General features: G+C 65.2%; 18 protein-coding genes and 2 tRNA genes. 6 read left to right on the forward strand and 14 right to left on the reverse strand.

The genetic code is table 11. The features are described from left to right. Positions 1–3: 3 nt before the first annotated feature. Together AB0L82_RS29555 and AB0L82_RS29560 are read right to left on the reverse strand one after the other, a co-directional pair. Positions 4–912 carry an ABC transporter substrate-binding protein gene (locus tag AB0L82_RS29555; RefSeq protein ID WP_364643255.1) on the reverse strand — a complete coding sequence of 303 codons (909 nt, stop codon included), beginning with the start codon at positions 910–912 and terminating at the stop codon, positions 4–6. Positions 913–1,064: 152 nt separating this feature from the next. Then, on the reverse strand, positions 1,065–2,150 hold the full coding sequence (locus AB0L82_RS29560) for an isocitrate/isopropylmalate family dehydrogenase (RefSeq protein WP_364643257.1): 1,086 nt from the start codon (positions 2,148–2,150) through the stop codon (positions 1,065–1,067). Positions 2,151–2,280: 130 nt separating this feature from the next. Here AB0L82_RS29560 and trxA point away from each other — a divergent pair, with 130 nt between their 5' ends. After that, entirely contained in the window at positions 2,281–2,652 is a 372-nt protein-coding gene (gene trxA / locus AB0L82_RS29565) for a thioredoxin (protein WP_364643259.1), read from the forward strand. Positions 2,653–2,812: 160 nt separating this feature from the next. Here the strand turns inward: trxA and AB0L82_RS29570 are convergent, their stop codons facing one another. Then, positions 2,813–3,235 (reverse strand): 2-keto-3-deoxygluconate kinase, encoded by a 423-nt coding sequence (locus AB0L82_RS29570; protein ID WP_364643261.1) that lies wholly within the window; start codon positions 3,233–3,235, stop codon positions 2,813–2,815. A gap of 464 nt (positions 3,236–3,699) precedes the next feature. Here AB0L82_RS29570 and AB0L82_RS29575 point away from each other — a divergent pair, with 464 nt between their 5' ends. Continuing rightward, positions 3,700–4,041 (forward strand): four-helix bundle copper-binding protein, encoded by a 342-nt coding sequence (locus AB0L82_RS29575; RefSeq protein ID WP_364643263.1) that lies wholly within the window; start codon positions 3,700–3,702, stop codon positions 4,039–4,041. A gap of 130 nt (positions 4,042–4,171) precedes the next feature. On the opposite strand, the gene polA is transcribed toward AB0L82_RS29575, so the two are convergent. Beyond that, entirely contained in the window at positions 4,172–6,910 is a 2,739-nt protein-coding gene (gene polA / locus AB0L82_RS29580) for a DNA polymerase I (RefSeq protein ID WP_364643265.1), read from the reverse strand. Between the two features lie 169 nt (positions 6,911–7,079). Here polA and AB0L82_RS29585 point away from each other — a divergent pair. Then, positions 7,080–7,152 (forward strand) — tRNA-Trp (locus AB0L82_RS29585). A gap of 266 nt (positions 7,153–7,418) precedes the next feature. On the opposite strand, the gene AB0L82_RS29590 is transcribed toward AB0L82_RS29585, so the two are convergent. From AB0L82_RS29590 to AB0L82_RS29620, 7 genes are all read right to left on the reverse strand, one after another. Then, positions 7,419–7,700, reverse strand: coding sequence for a hypothetical protein (locus AB0L82_RS29590; RefSeq protein ID WP_364643267.1), 282 nt, complete (start codon positions 7,698–7,700; stop codon positions 7,419–7,421). Positions 7,701–7,736: 36 nt separating this feature from the next. Next, a complete protein-coding gene (locus tag AB0L82_RS29595; protein ID WP_364643269.1) occupies positions 7,737–8,498 on the reverse strand; it encodes an ABC transporter ATP-binding protein in 762 nt (253 codons plus the stop codon). Continuing rightward, on the reverse strand, positions 8,495–9,460 hold the full coding sequence (locus AB0L82_RS29600) for an ABC transporter ATP-binding protein (protein ID WP_364643271.1): 966 nt from the start codon (positions 9,458–9,460) through the stop codon (positions 8,495–8,497). Before AB0L82_RS29600 ends, AB0L82_RS29595 begins: the two co-directional genes overlap by 4 nt. Then, on the reverse strand, positions 9,457–10,701 hold the full coding sequence (locus tag AB0L82_RS29605) for a branched-chain amino acid ABC transporter permease (RefSeq protein WP_364643273.1): 1,245 nt from the start codon (positions 10,699–10,701) through the stop codon (positions 9,457–9,459). The genes AB0L82_RS29600 and AB0L82_RS29605 overlap by 4 nt, the downstream gene beginning before the upstream one ends. Continuing rightward, positions 10,698–11,747, reverse strand: coding sequence for a branched-chain amino acid ABC transporter permease (locus tag AB0L82_RS29610; RefSeq protein ID WP_364643275.1), 1,050 nt, complete (start codon positions 11,745–11,747; stop codon positions 10,698–10,700). Before AB0L82_RS29610 ends, AB0L82_RS29605 begins: the two co-directional genes overlap by 4 nt. Before the next feature lie 89 nt (positions 11,748–11,836). Further along, complete coding sequence (locus AB0L82_RS29615; RefSeq protein WP_364644189.1) at positions 11,837–13,045, reverse strand: branched-chain amino acid ABC transporter substrate-binding protein; 1,209 nt, start codon at positions 13,043–13,045, stop codon at positions 11,837–11,839. 249 nt (positions 13,046–13,294) lie between these two features. After that, entirely contained in the window at positions 13,295–13,918 is a 624-nt protein-coding gene (locus tag AB0L82_RS29620; RefSeq protein WP_364643277.1) for an ANTAR domain-containing response regulator, read from the reverse strand. A gap of 233 nt (positions 13,919–14,151) precedes the next feature. On the opposite strand from AB0L82_RS29620, the gene AB0L82_RS29625 reads away from it, so the two are divergent. After that, positions 14,152–14,238 (forward strand) — tRNA-Leu (locus AB0L82_RS29625). Between the two features lie 68 nt (positions 14,239–14,306). Next, positions 14,307–14,966 carry a YdcF family protein gene (locus AB0L82_RS29630; RefSeq protein WP_364643279.1) on the forward strand — a complete coding sequence of 220 codons (660 nt, stop codon included), beginning with the start codon at positions 14,307–14,309 and terminating at the stop codon, positions 14,964–14,966. 102 nt (positions 14,967–15,068) lie between these two features. On the opposite strand, the gene AB0L82_RS29635 is transcribed toward AB0L82_RS29630, so the two are convergent. Together AB0L82_RS29635 and AB0L82_RS29640 are read right to left on the reverse strand one after the other, a co-directional pair. Next, positions 15,069–15,434, reverse strand: a complete 366-nt coding sequence (locus tag AB0L82_RS29635; RefSeq protein ID WP_364643281.1) for a hemophore-related protein — start codon at positions 15,432–15,434, stop codon at positions 15,069–15,071. Between the two features lie 383 nt (positions 15,435–15,817). Further along, the gene (locus AB0L82_RS29640) at positions 15,818–16,372 is read right to left on the reverse strand and encodes a TetR family transcriptional regulator (RefSeq protein WP_364643283.1); all 555 of its coding nucleotides are present in this window, start codon (positions 16,370–16,372) and stop codon (positions 15,818–15,820) included. Between the two features lie 123 nt (positions 16,373–16,495). On the opposite strand from AB0L82_RS29640, the gene AB0L82_RS29645 reads away from it, so the two are divergent. After that, positions 16,496–17,596: an FAD-dependent monooxygenase gene (locus AB0L82_RS29645; RefSeq protein WP_364643285.1), complete on the forward strand. Its 1,101-nt coding sequence runs from the start codon at positions 16,496–16,498 to the stop codon at positions 17,594–17,596. Between the two features lie 166 nt (positions 17,597–17,762). Here AB0L82_RS29645 and AB0L82_RS29650 read toward each other — a convergent pair whose 3' ends face one another. After that, on the reverse strand, positions 17,763–18,314 hold the full coding sequence (locus AB0L82_RS29650) for a hypothetical protein (RefSeq protein WP_364643287.1): 552 nt from the start codon (positions 18,312–18,314) through the stop codon (positions 17,763–17,765). Positions 18,315–18,472: the final 158 nt, after the last annotated feature.

Raw genomic sequence — 18,472 nt, forward strand, 5'->3', positions numbered from 1 at the left:
ATCTCAGCCCTGTGCTCCGTTGATGACCGATTTGCTGATCGCGCCGTCCTGCACGCCCCAGTTCTCGGCGATCTTCTTGTACTGGCCGTTGTCCATCAGGTACTGAACGGCTTCCTGCAGAACGGGTCCCAGCGCGGAGCCCTTCTTGATCGGCCAGCCGTACGGCGCGGAATCGAAGATGGCGCCCGCGGCCTCGATGGTGCCCTGGTTCTGCTTGATGGCGTACGCGGTCACCGGGGAATCGGCGGACATGGCGTCGACCTGGCCGTTGACCAGCGCGGTGGCCGCGGCGCTCTGCTCGTCGTAGGCGACCTTGGTGATCTCCGGCTTACCGGCGGCGACGCAGGCCGCGCTCTTGGCCGGGATCTCGTCGGTGTCCTGAATCGTGGTGCGCTGCACCGCGACTCGCTTACCGCAGGCATTGTTCGGGTCGACGTTCTTACCCTTGGGCTGAGCCCACAGGCTGCCCGCGCTGAAGTAGGTGACGAAGTCGGCGGTCTTCTCGCGTTCCTTGTTATCGGTGAACGAGGACATGCCGAGGTTGTAGGTACCGGCCTCGATACCCGGGATGATCTTCTCGAAGTCGGCTTCCTTGTAATCGGCGCTGAGGCCGAGCACCTTGGCGACCGCGTCCATCAGGTCCACGTCGTAGCCGACGATCTTGCCCGAACCCGGATCCTTGTACTCGTTCGGCGAGTACGGGGTGTTCACGCCGACGATGAGCTTGCCCGAGCTCTTGATATCGGCCGGCACCTTGGCCGCGATGGTGTCGACCTTCGAGATGTCGACCTTGGCCACCGCGGGCGCGTCGGAATCCGAGTTGCTGGTACACGCGGTCAGCACCAGGGCGCCGCCCGCGATAACGCAGGCGGCCCGCAGGGCACGCCCGCGGAGAGAGTTACGAACAGACACAGCAGTCCTCCACAGTTCGGTCACGCGACATCCGGACGTCGCCCGCCGTTTTGAAATGTAGGCGAGTCGTACATTCCATGCCGGTCGGTAACCGAACATTAATCGGCGACACGCCGGAGCGGGCCGATACACGCCCGGTTACGGAAGCGCGCTCACCAGCGGTGCAGCCGTGCGCGCACCTGCTCGGTGAATTCGGTGGTAGATGCTAACCCACCCAAATCGGATGTGGCGATTCCGGCCCGCAACGTCTCGGCTACCCCGTGTTCGATCCGCTCGGCCACCCGGCGCAGCGCACTGTGCGAATAGCGGGTCGCGATCCAGCGCAACAGCAGTGCGGCGGAGAGCATGAGCGCCACCGGATTCGCGCGATTGTGCCCGGTGAGAGTCGGTGCCGCGCCGTGCACCGCCTGCGCCATCGCCTGCGTGTCGGAACAGTTCAGCGAGGGCGCGAGACCGAGGGAACCGCTCAATTCCCCGGCGAGATCGGAAAGGATGTCGCCGAAAAGGTTTTCGGTGACGATGACGTCGTAGTCCTGCGGCGCGCGCACCAGATGCGCCGCGGCGGCATCGACGTGCTCATCGTTCACCGCGATCTCCGGATAGTCCTTGGCGATCTCATAGCACACATCGCGGAACATGCCCATGGTCACCGGAAGCACATTCGCCTTGTGCACGATGGTGACCTTCTTGCCCCGATTGCCCGCACCATCGAACGCCAGCCGCGCGACACGCTCAATGGCGGTACGCGTGAACACGCCGATGGCCATTGCCATATCGGCGGTCGGGCGGAATTCGCCGGAGCCGGTGAACATATTGCGATCGGCGTACAGACCTTCGCTGTTCTCCCGCACGATGATCAGATCCATCTCGCCCGCCACCGCGCGCACGCCCGCCATGGTCCGCGAGGGACGCACATTGCCGTACAGCCCGAAATGCTTGCGGACCGCGCCCCCGGGCGGCAGTCCGGTGCGATGCTCGGGAGCGTACGAGGCATTGTCGTGCGGACCCATGATCCAGCCCCGCACACCCTCCAGGGCTTTCAGCGTCGAGGCGGGCATCGGATCGCCGAATTCCGCGATGGCGGCGTGACCGATCGGGAGGGGCACCCACTCCACCGCGGGCAGACCCACCACCTCGAAGGCATCGTCGACCACGGTCCTGGTCGCCCGGACGATCTCCGGGCCGATGCCGTCGCCCTCCATCAGGCCCAGCCGGAGCCGAGTCACGCTGTCGCTCATGACAGTCATCCTCGCGCAATCGCGGCGGCGGCCGGACGGCGGCACGCGGTTGGCCGCTACCGTAGTGGGTAAAGGGAAGAGAACCGCACGGCCCGGTGTTGGACCGGGAAACTCGACATGAGAGGACGCCATGGCCACCCAGACACTGACCGAGCAGAACTTCGATGACATCGTCACCAAGAGCGATGTGGTTCTCGTAGATTTCTGGGCTGCGTGGTGCGGTCCGTGCCGGTCGTTCGCCCCCACCTTCGAGGCTTCCTCGGAGAAGCACCCCGATGTGGTGCACGGCAAGGTCGACACCGAAGCCGAGCAGGGCCTGGCCGCCGCCGCGAATATCCGGTCGATTCCGACCATCATGGCTTTCCGCGAGGGTGTGCTGGTGTTCGCACAGCCCGGCGCGCTCCCGCCCGCCGCGCTGGAGGATCTCATCGGGCAGGTCAAGGAGCTCGATATGGACGAGGTCCGCAAGCAGCTCGCCGAGCAGCAGGAGACCAAGGCCTGAATCGCGAAAGAGGCCGGTATCGCCGGTAATTCACGCATCGAATGCGCCGCAGACCCGAAAAGGGTTGCGGCGCATTCGTTTTGCGTGCGTCAAGGCCGGTGCGGATACACCGAACGCCGAAAGCGCCTGCGGCCGTTCATGAGCCGCAGGCGGTGCACTCTCAGGCGAAGGTGTTGATGCCGGCGATCATGGCACGGACGGTGGATTCCGCGCTGTCATCGGCGAGGGCGGCGCCCCAGCCGCGACGGCCGTTGAACTCGCACTGCACGAAGGTGGCGATGCCGTGTTCGGTGCGGCGCTGATGGAATTGCAGGATCTCCACCGGATAGCCCTCGTCGTACAGGGCCGAGGTGAGCGCCGCGACCGGGCTGCCGGAGGTGGAGACGGTGCGCAGGTGACCGGCGAATTCCAAGGTCGCGGTGAAATCCGCGGCTTGGATATGAGTCCATTCGCCGAGTTTGATCGCACCGGTATCGCGGCAGTAGCGATCATGGAATTCGGCGGGGCTCAAACCGGCGCTCTCGGCCCGCAGGCTCGCGGGGGCAGCGGTGATGAACGCGTGAGTATCAAGTGTGATTGTCATTGGACTAGGTCTTCCCGACTTCTTCCCAGAAATTGGCAGAGGTGACCAGCTCAAAAAAGTTCAACGGCCGCAGCGAGGGGGCCGGTCCGAATCAGACCCCGCTACGGCGCGGTACTACGAGTACGCGGTCAACAGCCACCGTCGCGGTGAGCGGAACAATCGCGGCGCGGTCGCGGATAGCGAGCGCTGCGTTGCGGCTGTTGGCGGGATTCGGCACGGCACCGAGCATAGGGGCAGACCCACGCAATGGCAACCATATTCGCATTCGACCCACGGGTAACTTTGTCGCAGGTCATCGGGTGTGTGGCGCGGGCCATACCGGCTAGCGCCGGTAAGCACAGCAACCGGTGTCTTGGAGCACAGCAACCATGCTCCCGGCCGTGGGCAACCACGGATGTCACAATGGGCAAACCTTGCCGGACGCGCGTTCCAACCCTTCGTGAACACACTCGGGAGAAGCACCGATGACCGATCCGAAAATCATGAGCACCATCAACCATCTATTCGGTTGTCACCGCACCTGCGTCCGGCAGACCGGCGAGTCGCTGGACTCGGGCGGCGATCACGCCGCGCGTGCGCATATCGCGCAACTGATGGATTGCGCGGCGATCTGCCGCCTCACCGCCGACATTCTGGATCGGCGCTCACCCTGGGCGCTGGAACTGTGCGAACTCACCGCCAAGGTGTGCACGGCGACCGCCGAGAGCTGCGAACAGCTCGACGAGAAGATCTGCGCGCGCACCTGCCGCGAAACCGCCGAGGTGCTGGAGTTGCTGGCGTCCCAGTTGCGGGTCAGCCCGCTCTGAGACGGTGGGCACCGCAACGACTTTCGAGCGTGCTCACCTGCCCGGCAGATAACGCGGCCACGCGACGCGCACACAACGCAGCCCGTGCTCATACGAGCACGGGCTGCCGGTTTGTCGGGGTTGTCGCGACTCAGTGCGCGGCGGAGTCCCAGCTGCGGCCGACGCCGACCGAGACCTCGAGCGGGACCGAGAGTTCGATCGCGTTCGACATGTGTTCGCGGGCAAGGGCTTCGAGTTGTTCGCGTTCACCCGGAACCACTTCGAAGATGAGTTCGTCGTGGACCTGGAGCAGCATGCGGGACTTCAGCCCGGCGGCGCGGATGGCGCGCTGGGTGTCGATCATGGCGACCTTGATGATGTCGGCCGCGGTGCCCTGGATGGGGGCGTTCAGCGCCATGCGCTCGGCGGCCTCGCGACGCTGCCGGTTGGACGAATCCAGATCCGGCAGGTAGCGGCGGCGGCCGAAGAGCGTTTCGGTGTAGCCGGTCTTGCGGGCCAATTCGACTGCCTCGCGCAGGTATTCGCGAATCGCGCCGAAGCGTTCGAAGTAGACGTCCATCTGCGCCTTGGCCTCTTCGGCGCTGATCTTGAGCTGCTGCGACAGACCGTACGCGGACAGGCCGTACGCCAGGCCGTAGGACATGGCCTTGATGCGGCGGCGCATCTCCGGATCGACCTCGGTGATCGGAATGTCGAACGCCTTGGAGGCGACGAAATTGTGCAGATCCTCGCCGGAGTTGAAGGCTTCGATCAGGCCCTCGTCCTTGGACAGGTGTGCCATGATGCGCATTTCGATCTGGCTGTAGTCCGCGGTCATCAGCGATTCGAAACCCGGGCCGACGACGAAGGTGTCGCGAATGCGGCGGCCCATATCGGTGCGGATCGGAATGTTCTGCAGATTCGGCTCGGTCGAGGACAGGCGGCCCGTGGCGGCGACGGTCTGATTGAAGGTGGTGTGGATGCGACCGTCATCGGCGATGGACTTGAGCAGGCCGTCGACCGTCACCTTCAGGCGGGTCGCGTCGCGGTGTTCGAGCAGGTGTTGCAGGAACGGGTGCTGGGTCTTCTCGTAAAGCCCTTCCAGCGCATCGGCATCGGTGGTGTAACCGGTCTTGGTGCGCTTGGTCTTGGGCATATCGAGTTCGTCGAACAGCACCACCTGGAGCTGTTTGGGCGAGCCCAGGTTGATCTGTTTGCCGATCACGCCGTACGCGTTATTGGCGGCCTCGGCCACGCGGTCGGCGAATTCGCGCTGCAGCTCTTCCAACTGGGTCGAGTCGACGGCGATGCCCGCCGCCTCCAGATCGGCGAGCACGCTCAGCAGCGGCAATTCCATATCGCCGAGCAGCGCGGTGGATTCGATGTTCTCGAGTTCGGTGTCGAAGGCGTCGGCGAGGTCGTATACCGCACGCGCGCGCAGCATTTCGGCCTTGGCGATCTCCTCGTCGGCCTGATCCTCATCGTCCAGCAGGGACAGTTGGGTGTCCCCCGCATCCTCGACGCGGAGTTCACGGCTCAGGTAGCGCAGCGACAGGTCGTCCAGATTGAACGTGCGCTGTCCGGGCCGCACCAGGTAGGCGGCGAGCGCGGTATCGCTGCTGAGACCGCCCAGGACCCAGCCACGGCCGCGTAGCGCGTGCATGGCGGACTTGGCCTCGTGCACGGCCTTGAAGGTCTCCGCATCGGCGAGCCAGGCGCCCAGCGCCGCTTCGTCTTCCGGGGTGAGGATGTGCACGTCCAGGTACGCGCCCTCACCGTCGGCGGCGGCGATCGCGATGGCCTTCACATCACCGTGTACCGGGCTGCCCACGCCGACCACCGAAACACCGTGCCGGACACCGGCCTTGGCGTGTTCGGCGAGCCAGTCCGCGACCGCGCCGGGAGTCAGTGCCGCACCGCTGATCTCGAAGCCCGCCTCGGCCTCGGGCTCCACGGGCGCGAGGGTGTCGAACAGCCGATCGCGCAGCACCCGGAATTCCAGCTCGTCGAACAGGCGGTGGATCTTGTCCCGATCCCACGGCTGCATGGCCAGCTGATCCGGGGTGTACGGCAGCGGCACCTCGCGCACCATCTCGGTGAGCTGGCGATTCAGCAGCACGCTGGACAGGTTGGCGCGCAAGGCATCTCCGACCTTGCCCTTGACGGTGTCGACCTTGTCCACGAGTTCGGCGAGATTGCCGTATTCGCGAATCCACTTGGTGGCGGTCTTCTCCCCCACGCCCGGAATGCCGGGCAGATTGTCACTCGGGTCGCCGCGCAGCGCCGCGAAGTCCGGATACTGCGCCGGGGTGAGCCCGTACTTCTCCTCGACGGCCGCCGGGGTGAACCGGGTCAGCTCGGAGACGCCCTTCTTCGGGTAGAGCACGGTGACGTCGTCGTTGACCAGCTGCAGCGAATCGCGGTCACCGGTGACGACGAGCACCCGGAAGCCCTGCGGCACCGCCTGCGTGACCAGTGTGGCGATCACATCGTCGGCCTCGTACCCGTCGATGGCCATCACCGGAATGCCCAGCGCGCCCAGCACTTCCTGGGTGGTCTCCACCTGCCCCCGGAACTCGTCCGGCGTCGCCGACCGATTCGCCTTGTACTCCGGATACGCCTCGGTGCGGAAGGTCTTACGGCTCACATCGAACGCCGCCGCCACATGCGTGGGCTTCTCATCCCGCAACAGGTTGATCAGCATGGCGGTGAACCCGTACACCGCATTGGTGGTCTGCCCACTCGCCGTCTTGAAATTCTCCGCGGGCAAGGCGAAGAAGGCGCGATACGCCAGCGAATGCCCATCCAGCAGCAGCAACGTGGGCTGCTCGGTGGACGCGGCAGGTGCGGACACGGCGCTCGGCCGTTGATCGGTAGAGGCAGGGGTCACGGCACAGAGTCTAGGGACGTGCACCGACACGTGCGGGAACCGGGCGCGATCGCCGCGTCACGGCCGCCGAATCGCCGCCGCGAGGGCCGAATCTCCGCAGGCAGCGGCGCTGACGCAAATCGATTTCCGGGACGGGCACCCCGGCTGATAATCTTGCCGCGCACGACAAAGGGGCGTAGCTCAATTGGCAGAGCAGCGGTCTCCAAAACCGCAGGTTGCAGGTTCAAGTCCTGTCGCCCCTGCAGGAATCGGGCCGGTCATCCATCCGATGACCGGCCCGAATGCTTTGTTGGACAGGGCGTTTCGGACTTTTCGACGTGCGCGGGCGGATCGGGCTAGCGCGGGATGCGGGATGCGGGGATCGGCAGGCCCGCGATACCGGCGGTACCGGACAGCAGCGCGCCCGCGGTGGTGACGACCATCGTGGTGCCGGCGAAGGCGACCGAGGAGACGAAGCGGTCCCGGAGATCGATGACCTCGTCCAGGGTGCCGTCGGCGTGGAAGCGGGCTATACCGCGTTGTATCCGGTCGAGCCGGGGACGGACAGCACCGTCACCGGGTCGGACCGCCCGTCGTAGGCGATGACATCGCGGCCGGTTATCAGCAGACCGCCGTCGGCGTGGTGGGCGAGACCGCCGATTCCGCGACGGGCGGGCAGCACCGTGCCGACCGCGCCGTCGCGGAGCTCGAAAACCCCTCCGGCACCGACATTGACGAACAGGATCGAACCGTCCGACGCCGGGCGCGGCGCTTCGAGCAGCCCGTCCATCTCATGTATCACCCGCAACATAGGCCGTTCCTACCGCACCGTGCGCCGGTGCGGTCGTCAGCCCACGCCGAGGTACGCGGACTTCACCGCCGGATCGTGCAGCAGATCGCGGCCGGTGCCCATCTTGGTGACCTCACCGGTCTCCAGGATGTACGCGCGGTCGCTGCGGGTCAGCGCCTGCTGGGCGTTCTGCTCGACCAGCAGCACCGTGGTGCCCTGTGCGTTGATATCGGCGATGATGCGGAAGATCTGCTGAATCACCATGGGCGCCAAGCCCATCGACGGTTCATCGAGCAGCAGCAGTTTGGGGCGGGCCATGAGCGAGCGGGCGATCGCGACCATCTGCTGTTCACCGCCGGACAGCGTGCCGCCGGTCTGCTTCTGCCGTTCCTTGACGCGCGGGAACAGCGTGAAAATCCACTCCAGGGTCTGGTTGTACTCGGCCTTGTTCTTGAAAGGGCGTGAGTAGCAGCCCATATCGAGATTCTCCTGGACCGTCATACCCGGGAAGACGCCGCGACCCTCGGGCGCTTGGATCAAGCCCAGACCGACGCGATCGTGCGCCTTGACCCGGGTGATGTCCTTGCCCTCGAACAGGATTCGGCCGCGCGAGAGCGGCAGCAGACCGGACAGCGCGCGCATGGTGGTGGTCTTGCCCGCACCGTTCGCACCGAGCAGGGTCACCAGCTCACCCTGTGCGACCGTGAGCGAAATACCGTGCAGCGCTTGGATTCTGCCGTAGTTGACGACCATATCGTCGACCTGGAGCAGCGCCTCTGGTTGGGACGGATTCGGCGGTGCCGGGTTCGGCGCGGTCATCCGAGGTCACCCACTTCCTCATCGGGCACGCCGAGGTAGGCGGCAATCACCTTGGGGTCCTCCCGAATCTGCGTCGGCAATCCGTCGGCGATCTTCCGGCCGAATTCCAGCACCACGATGCGGTCGGTCACACCCATGACCAGGCGCATATCGTGCTCGATCAGCAGTACGGTGAAACCGTCGTCGCGGATCTTGCGGATCAGATCCATGAGCGCGGCCTTCTCGCTCGGATTGAAGCCCGCGGCGGGCTCATCCAGGCACAGCAGTTTCGGTTCGGTCGCCAGCGCGCGGGCGATCTCCAGGCGGCGCTGATCACCGTAGGAGAGATTGCGCGCCTTCTCCACCGCGCGCGGTGCGATGCCGACGAATTCCAGCAGCGCCATACCGCGTTCGACGGCGTCCTTCTCCTCGCGGCGATGCCGGGCGGTGCGGAAGACCGCGCCGGGCACCGAGGTGTGGTGCCGGGCGTCGGTGCCCACCACCACGTTCTCCAGGGCCGTCATCTCCGCGAACAATCGAATGTTCTGGAAGGTGCGGGCGATGCCGAGCCGGGTGATCTCATTGCGTTTGGATTTGGTGAGCGGACGGCCGTCGAAACTCACCGTGCCCGAGGTGGGCCGGTAGACGCCGGTGATGGCGTTGAAGCAGGTGGTCTTGCCCGCGCCATTGGGTCCGATCATGCCGAGGATCTCACCGCGCCGGATGTCGAAGGTGACATTGTCCAATGCGGTGAGACCGCCGAATTTGACGGTCAGGCCCTCGGCGCGCAGCAGCGGCGCACCCACCTCGGTTTCGATATCTCGGTGCGGCGCAACCACATCCGCGACCACTTCGGGATCCTTGAAAACGGGCAGCACCTCGGTGACATCGAGGGTGCCCGCGCTCGGTTCGGCCTCGGCGGAGGTGTATCCGGCGGCCATATCGTCATTGTCGAATAGCGCGCCGCCACCCGGCCCGGTCATCGCACCCCTCCAGTTGTCTCCCCGGGGGTGCGGTGCACCGCGCGATATACCGTGCGCCCGTAGGCGAGCAGTTTCTGCCGCACCGGGAACAAGCCCTGCGGGCGGAAGATCATGACGACCACCAGTGCGACACCGTAGAAGAGATATTTGTACTCGCCGAGCGATTGCCCGCCGACATTCACCGACATGAAACGGTTCGGCAGATACACGATCAGGAACGCGCCGACGATGACACCCAGCTTATTGCCCTGACCGCCGATCACCACCGCGCACAGGAACAGCATCGAATTGATGATGTTGAATCCGGTCGGATTGATGAACTGCACCTGACCCGCGTACAGCGCACCGGACATACCGCCGATGCCCGCGCCGATCATGAACGCCCACAGCTTGAATTTGAAGGTGGGCACGCCCATCATCTCCGCGACGTCCTCATCCTCGCGAATGGCGACGAAGGCGCGGCCGACCCGGCTGCGCTCCAGATTGCCGACGATGAGCAGAATGACGATCACGAACGCCATGCCCATCCAGAACCACCAGGCTCCCGAATTGGCGCGGTCCAACAGGTTTCCGCTGTTCTTGTCACCGAGATTGCCGGACGAGAAATGCCCGCCGGGATTGGCCTCGGTGCCGCCGATATGCGGATAGGCGATACGGGAGAGCCCGAGGCTGCCATTGGTGATATCGCCCAGATTCTCGGCCAGCAGGCGCACGATCTCACCGAAACCGAGCGTCACGATCGCGAGATAGTCGCCGCGCAGGCGCAGCGTCGGGGTGCCCAGGATCAGACCGGAGACCGCGGTGACCGCGATCGCCAGCGGAACGCAGATCACCCACGCCCAACCGGGTTTCAACCAGCCGTCGGTTTGATTCCACGGACTGTTCGGGCTGGTGAGCAGGCCGACCGTATACGCGCCGACCGCGTAGAAGCCGACATAACCGAGGTCGAGCAGACCAGCTTGGCCGACAACGACATTCAGGCCGACCGCGATCAGCGCCGTCATCGCGAACTGCGCCATGACACCGGAGAAACTGGTGCCCGGGGTATCGATGAGCGGCGGCGGGAAAAGTGGGAGCAGGGCCAGCAGGATGATCGCCGGAACACCCACACCCCATTGCGCGGGCCGGGAAAGTCCGGCCCACCAGGTGCGAACCTTATCGCCCACACCGTGTTTCACCGGCGCCTCGGCCGCGGGCGGCTGAATCTGCTCGGGGCGGGGGCTTTTCGTCATATCCGTCATACCCGCGCCCTCCCCAGGCTCTCACCGAGAATGCCGGTGGGGCGGAACATGAGTACGGCCACCAGCACCACGAACGCGACGACATCGCGCCACTGATTGCCGAACAGGATCTGACCGTAATTCTCCGCGAGCCCGAGCAGCAGACCGCCCAGCAGCGCACCACGCAGATTGCCGATACCGCCGAGCACCGCGGCGCTGAATGCCTTGATGCCCAGGATGAATCCGCCCGAGGAGATGATGCCGCCGGGAATCTTCAACGTGTACAGCAGCGCCGCCGCACCGGCGAGCAGACCGCCGAGCAGGAACGTCAGCATGATGATCCGCTCCCGCGAAACGCCCATCAGCGTCGCGGTATCGGGATCCTGCGCGACCGCGCGAATACCGCGGCCGAATTTCGTTCTGTTGATGAGAATTTCGGTCACCGCCGCCAGCACCACCGCGGCCACGATGATCACCAGGGTCACATTGCTGACCGCGGCGCCGAAAATCGTGAACTGGGTGGAATCGCGTACCAGCGTGATCGGCTGCTGCGCGGTACTGCCGCCGAGCGGAGTCGACATGCCCTGCGTGAGTTTCGGCAGCACGTATTGCACGGACTGCTCAATCACGAATGACATGCCGATCGCGGTGATCAGGAAGATCAGCGGTTTCGCGCCGCGTTTACGCAGCGGCCGATAGGCGACGCGTTCCAATCCGACCGCCGCGCCACCGGACACCAGCATGCCGAACAGCATGGCGGCGGACAGATATACGACGGTGAGAACGACGCCCTCGTGATAAACGTTTCCGCTGGGCGCGAATCCGAGCAGCATGAGCCCGATGTATTGGCCGAACATGCCCAGCATGAAGATTGAGGAGTGCGCGAAATTGATCAGCCGGAGCACACCGTAAACCAGCGTGTACCCGACCGCGACCAGCGCGTAGATCGAGCCATAGGCCAAGCCGTCCACCGTGAGCCGCCAGAATTGGTCGGCCACGCCGGAGACGTTGAATTCGATGGACCCGTTGGCTAGCAGAGCCGCATCGGCCAAGACGGATAAAGACATTCAATACTCTCGCCGTAGAGGAAGCGGCGCGTGCCGAACGGGTTTGTGACCCGCCGTATTACCGGCACGCGCCGCTCCAGAGTCGGTGACTACTTGACTTCGTACATCCAGATCAGGGCGTTCGACAGCTCGCCCGTATCGCCCCACTTGTATTCGCGGGCCAGGCCCTGGCCCTGGTAGGTCTTGACGTACGAGACCAGATCGGCGCGGCTGGTCTTACCGGCGGCGATGCCCTTGAGCACGATCGTGGTCAGGTCGTAGCCCTCGGTGGAGTAGGTGCCGGCGTCGAAACCGTTGAACGCCTTGTAATCCGTGGCGAACTTATCGGGCGCGGGACCACAGGGGCAGGACAGCAGCGAACCCTTGGAGGCGTCGCCCGCCTGCTTGGTGAACTCGACGTCCTTGGTGCCGTCATCGGAGATGAAGGTGGCGGTCACGCCGCCGGTGCGCAGCGCGCGCACGAACGGGGACGCCTCGGCGTAGTAGCCCGCATAGAAAATGGCATCCGGCTTGGCGGATGCCATCTTGGAGACCGCGGCGGAGAAGTCCTTGTCACCGGCCTTCACCTGGGTGGCACAGCTGGAATCGGCGATCGAGCCGAGACCCTCGGTGAGCGTCTTGGCAAGGCCCGTACCGTAATCCGAGTTGTCCTGTACGACGCAGATCTTCTTGTACTTGCCGGTGCCGGCGAGGTACTTGGCGACCGCCGGACCCTGCACACCGTCATTGCCGAGGCCGCGGAAGAAGGTCTTCCAGCCGTTGGTGGTGAGGGTGACGTTGGTGGCGGACGGGGTCAGCGACAGCAGACCCGCATCACTGATGACCTGGCCGGTCGCCTTGGTCTCGCCCGAGAAGGTCGGGCCGATCATGGCGGCGATGGACGAATCGTTGATGATCGTCGGAATGACCTGGGTGGCCTTCTGCGGGTCACCTTCGGTGTCGAATTCCTTGACGGCCACCTGGCAGTTCGGATTCGCCTTGTTGTGCTGGTCCAGCGCGAGCTTCACGCCGCGCACGATATTCAGACCGAGATTGGCGTTCGGGCCGGTGAGCGGTCCGGACATGGCAATCGTCTGCGGCGCGCACTTATCGTTGCCGTCGCTGGCGGGATTGGCCGCGGCCGAGTTGTCGGCGCTGGCCACTTCCTTACCGTCCTTGTCGATCTGGACAAGGGGGGCAATGGTCAGGCTGCTGTTGTTGTCTCCACTGGTACCGGCATTATCAGTGGACTTGCTGCCGCAGCCGGCAGCGCTGAGCGCGAGTACTGCCGCAGCTCCGATGACCACCGCGCGCGCCATGCGGCTGCGCGGTTTTGTCACTGAACCAAGCACGATTCACCTCTATGTTCTGTGCTCCCCCGGCTCGCCGAGGAGGGCCGCCCCATCGATCGGCCCGGACAGAACATATCCCCGCCACGTTAGGTCCGCATCACATTCGGATCATTCATGTGACATCGCAACAAACGAAAGAGCCCCTCGTGTTACCGGTGGGTTAATTGCGCTGGCGCATTTCCGGCAACAGAGGGGCAATGTTCGGGCAATCGCGACCTACTTCGGCGCGAGATTCTCCAGTACGACCTCCGCGACCGCCTTCATCGTGGTGCGACGGTCCATCGCGGTGCGCTGAATCCACTTGAATGCCTGCGGTTCCGAGAGGCCCTGGGTCTGCATGAGCACACCTTTGGCACGCTCGACGAGCTTGCGGGTCTCCAAACGATCCGACAGATTCGCGACTTCGCTTTCCAGCGCGGCGATCTCGTGGAAGCGACTGGCGGCCAATTCGATGGCGGGCACCAGATCGGACTTCGTGAACGGCTTCACCAGATAGGCCATCGCGCCCGCGTCGCGTGCCCGCTCGACCAGATCGCGCTGGCTGAACGCGGTCAGAATGACCACCGGCGCAAGACGTTTCGACGCGATCTCGGCGGCGGCGTCTATTCCGTCGCGGCGCGGCATCTTCACATCCATGATCACCAGATCAGGACGCAACTCCTCGGCGAGCTCCACGGCCTGCTGACCGTCGCCCGCCTCACCCACCACGTGATAACCCTCTTCCGAGAGCATCTCCACCAGGTCCATCCGGATGAGCGCCTCGTCCTCGGCAACCACCACCCGCTTGGGGGCCGATGCCGCAGCATCCTTCTTCGAACCGCCCCCTGCTGTCGTTCCCATAGATGAACCCCTGTCGCTCCGATATACCAACACCCGACGTACATCGGTCCGAAGCCACCCTCGACGGATCGGCACGTACCCGAGTACCCCAAAGAGTACCGTCCGTCCCCCGCCACAACCCACGTACCCAGCGCAAACCGACCAGTATCACAACCGTGTCATTCTCACCCCCACCCTCCCGAGCCCCGGTTAGGTCATCCGCCCCACCACCCGCTATAGTTCCAACGCGGTGCGCCGAGTTGGCGGAATAGGCAGACGCGACGGTCTCAAAAACCGTTGTCCGAAAGGACGTGTGGGTTCGATTCCCACACTCGGCACCAAAATAGAGGGCCGTTCCGAACACACCCGGAACGGCCCTCTACTCATTCGCCCCGGGAGACACGCGCCGATGACGATCCCCCAGGATTTGCGCGACGATGTCGAAACGCTGTGGGACTTCAACCAAATGGGTCATGAGCCGAAACCGGTGGATATCGGGATCGGGCTCGGCAGTCATGATCGGGATGTGCCGGTTTATGCGGCTGAGCTGTACCACCGCGGGTTCTTCCCGACCATCGTGTTCACCGGGGCCAATGCGCCGGGCACGGTGGAAGCGTTCCCTCGGGGTGAGGCGGTGCACTTTCGTGAGCGCGCGCTCGAACTCGGCGTGCCGGACAGCGCGATCCTCGTCGAGCCGAGGGCTACCAATACCGGCGAGAACATCGACTTCACACGGGCGCTCATCGAGGAGCACACGGTCCTGCGGCGTACCGGCTCGGTGCTGCTGATCTCCCGCCCCTATCAGCAGCGGCGGAGCTATGCGATTTGCCGAAAGCGTTGGCCCGGAGTCGAAGTCACCTGCGCATCCCGCCCGGTGCCGCTCGATGAATACATCGCTCGAATCGGCGATGTCGATCGCGTCATCACTATGCTGGTCGGTGACACCCAGCGACTCCGGGTCTATCCGGCCAAGGGCTGGGCCATCGAACAACCGATACCCGACGCCGTGCGAAAAGCCTTCTCGCGCTTGGTCGCCGCCGGATTCGACAGGCGGCTACTGCCGGAGTGAGGGCGGGTCCGCCCTGCGGGTCGACGCATATGAGATCGGTGCGGCCGGAGCGGAGGCGGGGCAGGGTTGGTTGGCAACCCTGCCCCGCCGCTCTGTGCGGGATCAGTACTGGCCGCAGGTGTCGACGACCTGGGAGAGCTTGTTGCCGAATTCGGCGTTGGTGTCGGCGCTCACGCCCATTTGCTGCTGCTGGGCGATGAGGTTCTGGAATGCGGTGCGGCGCTGGTCGACCGGCTGGTCGTAGGCGTTCTTGATGGCGGATTTCTGGGCGGGGGCGGCGTCGAGCTGGGCCGCGGTTTCCGGGGAGACCTTGTGCAGGGCGGAGTCGATCTGGGCGAAGGAGCAGCTCGAGGTCAGGAGCGGCTCGATATCGCTCATCGGGTCGGCGGCGGCGGGACCCGCCAGCGCGATCGCGGCGAAACCGGTGGTCGCGATCGCGACCGCAAACCGCGCACTGAACAACCTCATGTAGGACCGGCCTTTCGAAGTAGCTGGATCGACATGGACAAACCGACCCCTCGGGATGGGGTCGGCCACAAGGGGTATCGGAGCCGATCCGGCGATGGCTTGGTCAACTCGGGAAGTTTCGGGGAGATACCGCAAACCGGTCCCATATGGGCGATTTCGGCGGGCTCCGGCGGCGATTTCGCCGCGGACTCATCGCGGACGTGCTCGAGGCGACACGGGCGGCGGGTCTGGATGAGCTCGCCGACGCTGTAGGTCAGGACAACTTGCCCGCCGCCGCATCCGGAATCCGGCGGCACCGTGGCCCGCTCGCCCCGGCCCGATGGCGCTTGCGGCCGAACGCTGTCCCCAGCCAAATCCATAGCACACGGTACACAGTTGAATCGTCAGGCGAGTAGGGCGCGGACGATGCGATCCACACCCGGATGCGGGTCGAAATCTGTTGCCGGATAAGTCAATTGATGCAGGGCTGCGCCGTCGATGTATTTGACCACGAGCGGGGTCACCTCGGGTGGCGCGTTCGGGACCACCGCTCGGAGCATGGTGGCGATCCATTCGGTCAGGCGGGTGTGGCCGCGGAGTAGGACCTCCTGAAGGCCGGGGGCCGTTTGGGATTCGAGGAATAGGGCGTAGCGGGCGAGGGTGCGAGTGCGGTCGGTGGTGACGGCGTGAGCGAGCAGGGCGGCGAGGCCGTCGATGAATTGCGGGAGCGTACTGGGGGCGGCGATGCGGGTGACGGCTTGCCAGTCGGCGTAGTCGCGTTCTTCTAGGCGTTCGGCGATGCCGGTGAGCAGGGCGTCGCGGGTGCGGAAGTAGTTGGAGGCGGAGCCCGGTGGCATATCCGCGAGCTCGTCGACCGCGCGGTGGGTGAGAGCGCGCAGGCCGCGCGTACCCAGGAGTTCGATCGCGCCATCGAGGATCAGCTCGCGTTTGGTGGGCATGCACGGATACTACATCGGTAGTGATTGACACTACATCAGTAGTTTTTTCACTACAGGAGTAGTACCGTTCATGGCGTGCAGCGAGCGGCTCGGGAGAGCCGATTCGGATCGAAGGGAAACGACATGCCCAAGGCGCTCATCATCGGCGGCGGAATCGGCGGACTGGCTACGGCCATCGCGTTCGATCGACAGGGCTGGGAGGTCGAGGTGCTGGAGAAGGCCGCCGCGATCAAGGAGGTCGGCGCGGGACTGTCCCTGTGGCCCAATGCCATTCGCGCACTCGACGCGCTCGGTCTGGGCGAGCGGGTGCGAGCGCGCGCCATCGAGGAGGGCTCGGCCGGAATCCGGAACAGCAGGGGCGCGTGGCTGTCCCGCGCCGATACCGAAACGATGCGGGCCCGCTACGGCAACCCGATCATGATCCACCGCGCCGACCTGCTGGACATGCTGCGCGCGGCACTGCCGCATAACACGCTGCGCACCGGCATCACGGTGACCGAGGTGCGCCCCGACGGCACCGTCACCCATTCGCGGGGCACCTCCACCGGCGATGTGATCGTCGGAGCCGACGGCATCCACAGCATCGTGCGGCGCGCGGTCTGCGGCGTGGTCGAACCCCGCTACAGCGGTTACACCGCGTGGCGAGTGGTGGTCTCCCCCACCGCCCCCGTCGGCGATCTGGGCGAAACCTGGGGCCGCGGTGAGCGATTCGGCTATGCCGGACTGGCCGACGGCCGCGTCTACTGCTTCGCCACCGCGAACGCGCCCGCGGGCATCGCGAGCGAGGGCCTCGCCGAACTGCGCCGCCGCTTCGGCACCTGGCACGATCCGATCCCGAGCCTGCTCGCCGCCGCCGACGACGCGGCCGTGCTGCACAACGACATCTACGAACTGCCCGCGCTGACAACCTATGTGGCGGGCCGCATCGCCCTGATCGGCGACGCCGCCCACGCCATGACCCCGAATCTGGGCCAGGGCGCATGCCAGGCCCTGGAGGACGCGGTCGTGCTCGCCCGCGTCGCCACGGCGGACAAAGACCTCACCCGCTACGACGCCGAACGCCGACCCCGGACTCAGATGATCGCCGCACGCTCCGGCAAGATCGGCTCGGTCGCCCAACTGGCTTCGGCCCCGGCGGTATTCATCCGAAACGCCGTCCTGCGCCTGATCCCCTCATCGGCACAGTCCAAGGCCCTCGGACCGGTGCTCGACTGGGAATGCTGACACAGCCGACGGCGCGCACCGGATGACCGATATGCCGCACCGAGACCCGTCCGGCCCGCGCCCCGCAGGGCTACAACGAACACTGAACTCGCTCACACGGCATCGGCGGAGTGCGCGAAGATCTCGCGGGCTCGAGCCGACACGATCGGAATCGCCGCCGAACGTCTCAGGCGCTGCCCTCGGCGAAATCCTCGACCGCCGGCGGCACATCGTCGATGCCGCGGGTTTGCAGGTCCGCCGAGGTGAAGGTGAGGCTGGCGCGGCTGCCCGCGAGAATGCCGAGCAGCGCTTCGAGCATGTCCAGGTGGGCTTCTCGCGAGGAGTGCATGAGTTTGTCGATGCGGGCCGAGGTTGCCAGCACCTGGCGGCCCTGATCGCCGGCCGCTTCGAGCGAGCGCAACAGCAGGCCCGCCTCCTGCTGTCCGGAGGTGGGGGTGCGCTGGGCGAGCAGCGAGTTCACGGTACGTTTGAAGTGCATGAACAGGACTGTGCCGCGCGGAATTTCGACCATCTGACCCATTTCCAGGGTGAGGCTGTAGAGGTCTTCCAGGCCGCTCAGTAATCGTTCGCGGTACTTGCGCAGGGCCGCGTTGTAGGCGGTGTTCTCCTGGATGTAGCCACCGATCGGATCGGACCAGTTCGCCTGTGCCAGTACATAGATTTCGGCCAGATCGCGTAGGTGGTAGGTGCGCGGGGCGGCGACGGTTTCGGAGCTCACCACCGGACAGTATCCGGGCCGGTGCTGGTCCCGCACGGCATTAGAACGACTCACGGTTCGGATGGGAACCGGCGTGGCGCGACCGCTGCGCGGGATGCGGCATTTGCCCGATGGCAGCTGATCGCCCGGGTTTATTAGGGTCGGTAATGGAATAGCGG

It is taken from the genome of Nocardia sp. NPDC052001, from assembly GCF_040680615.1.
GTDB lineage: Bacteria > Actinomycetota > Actinomycetes > Mycobacteriales > Mycobacteriaceae > Nocardia.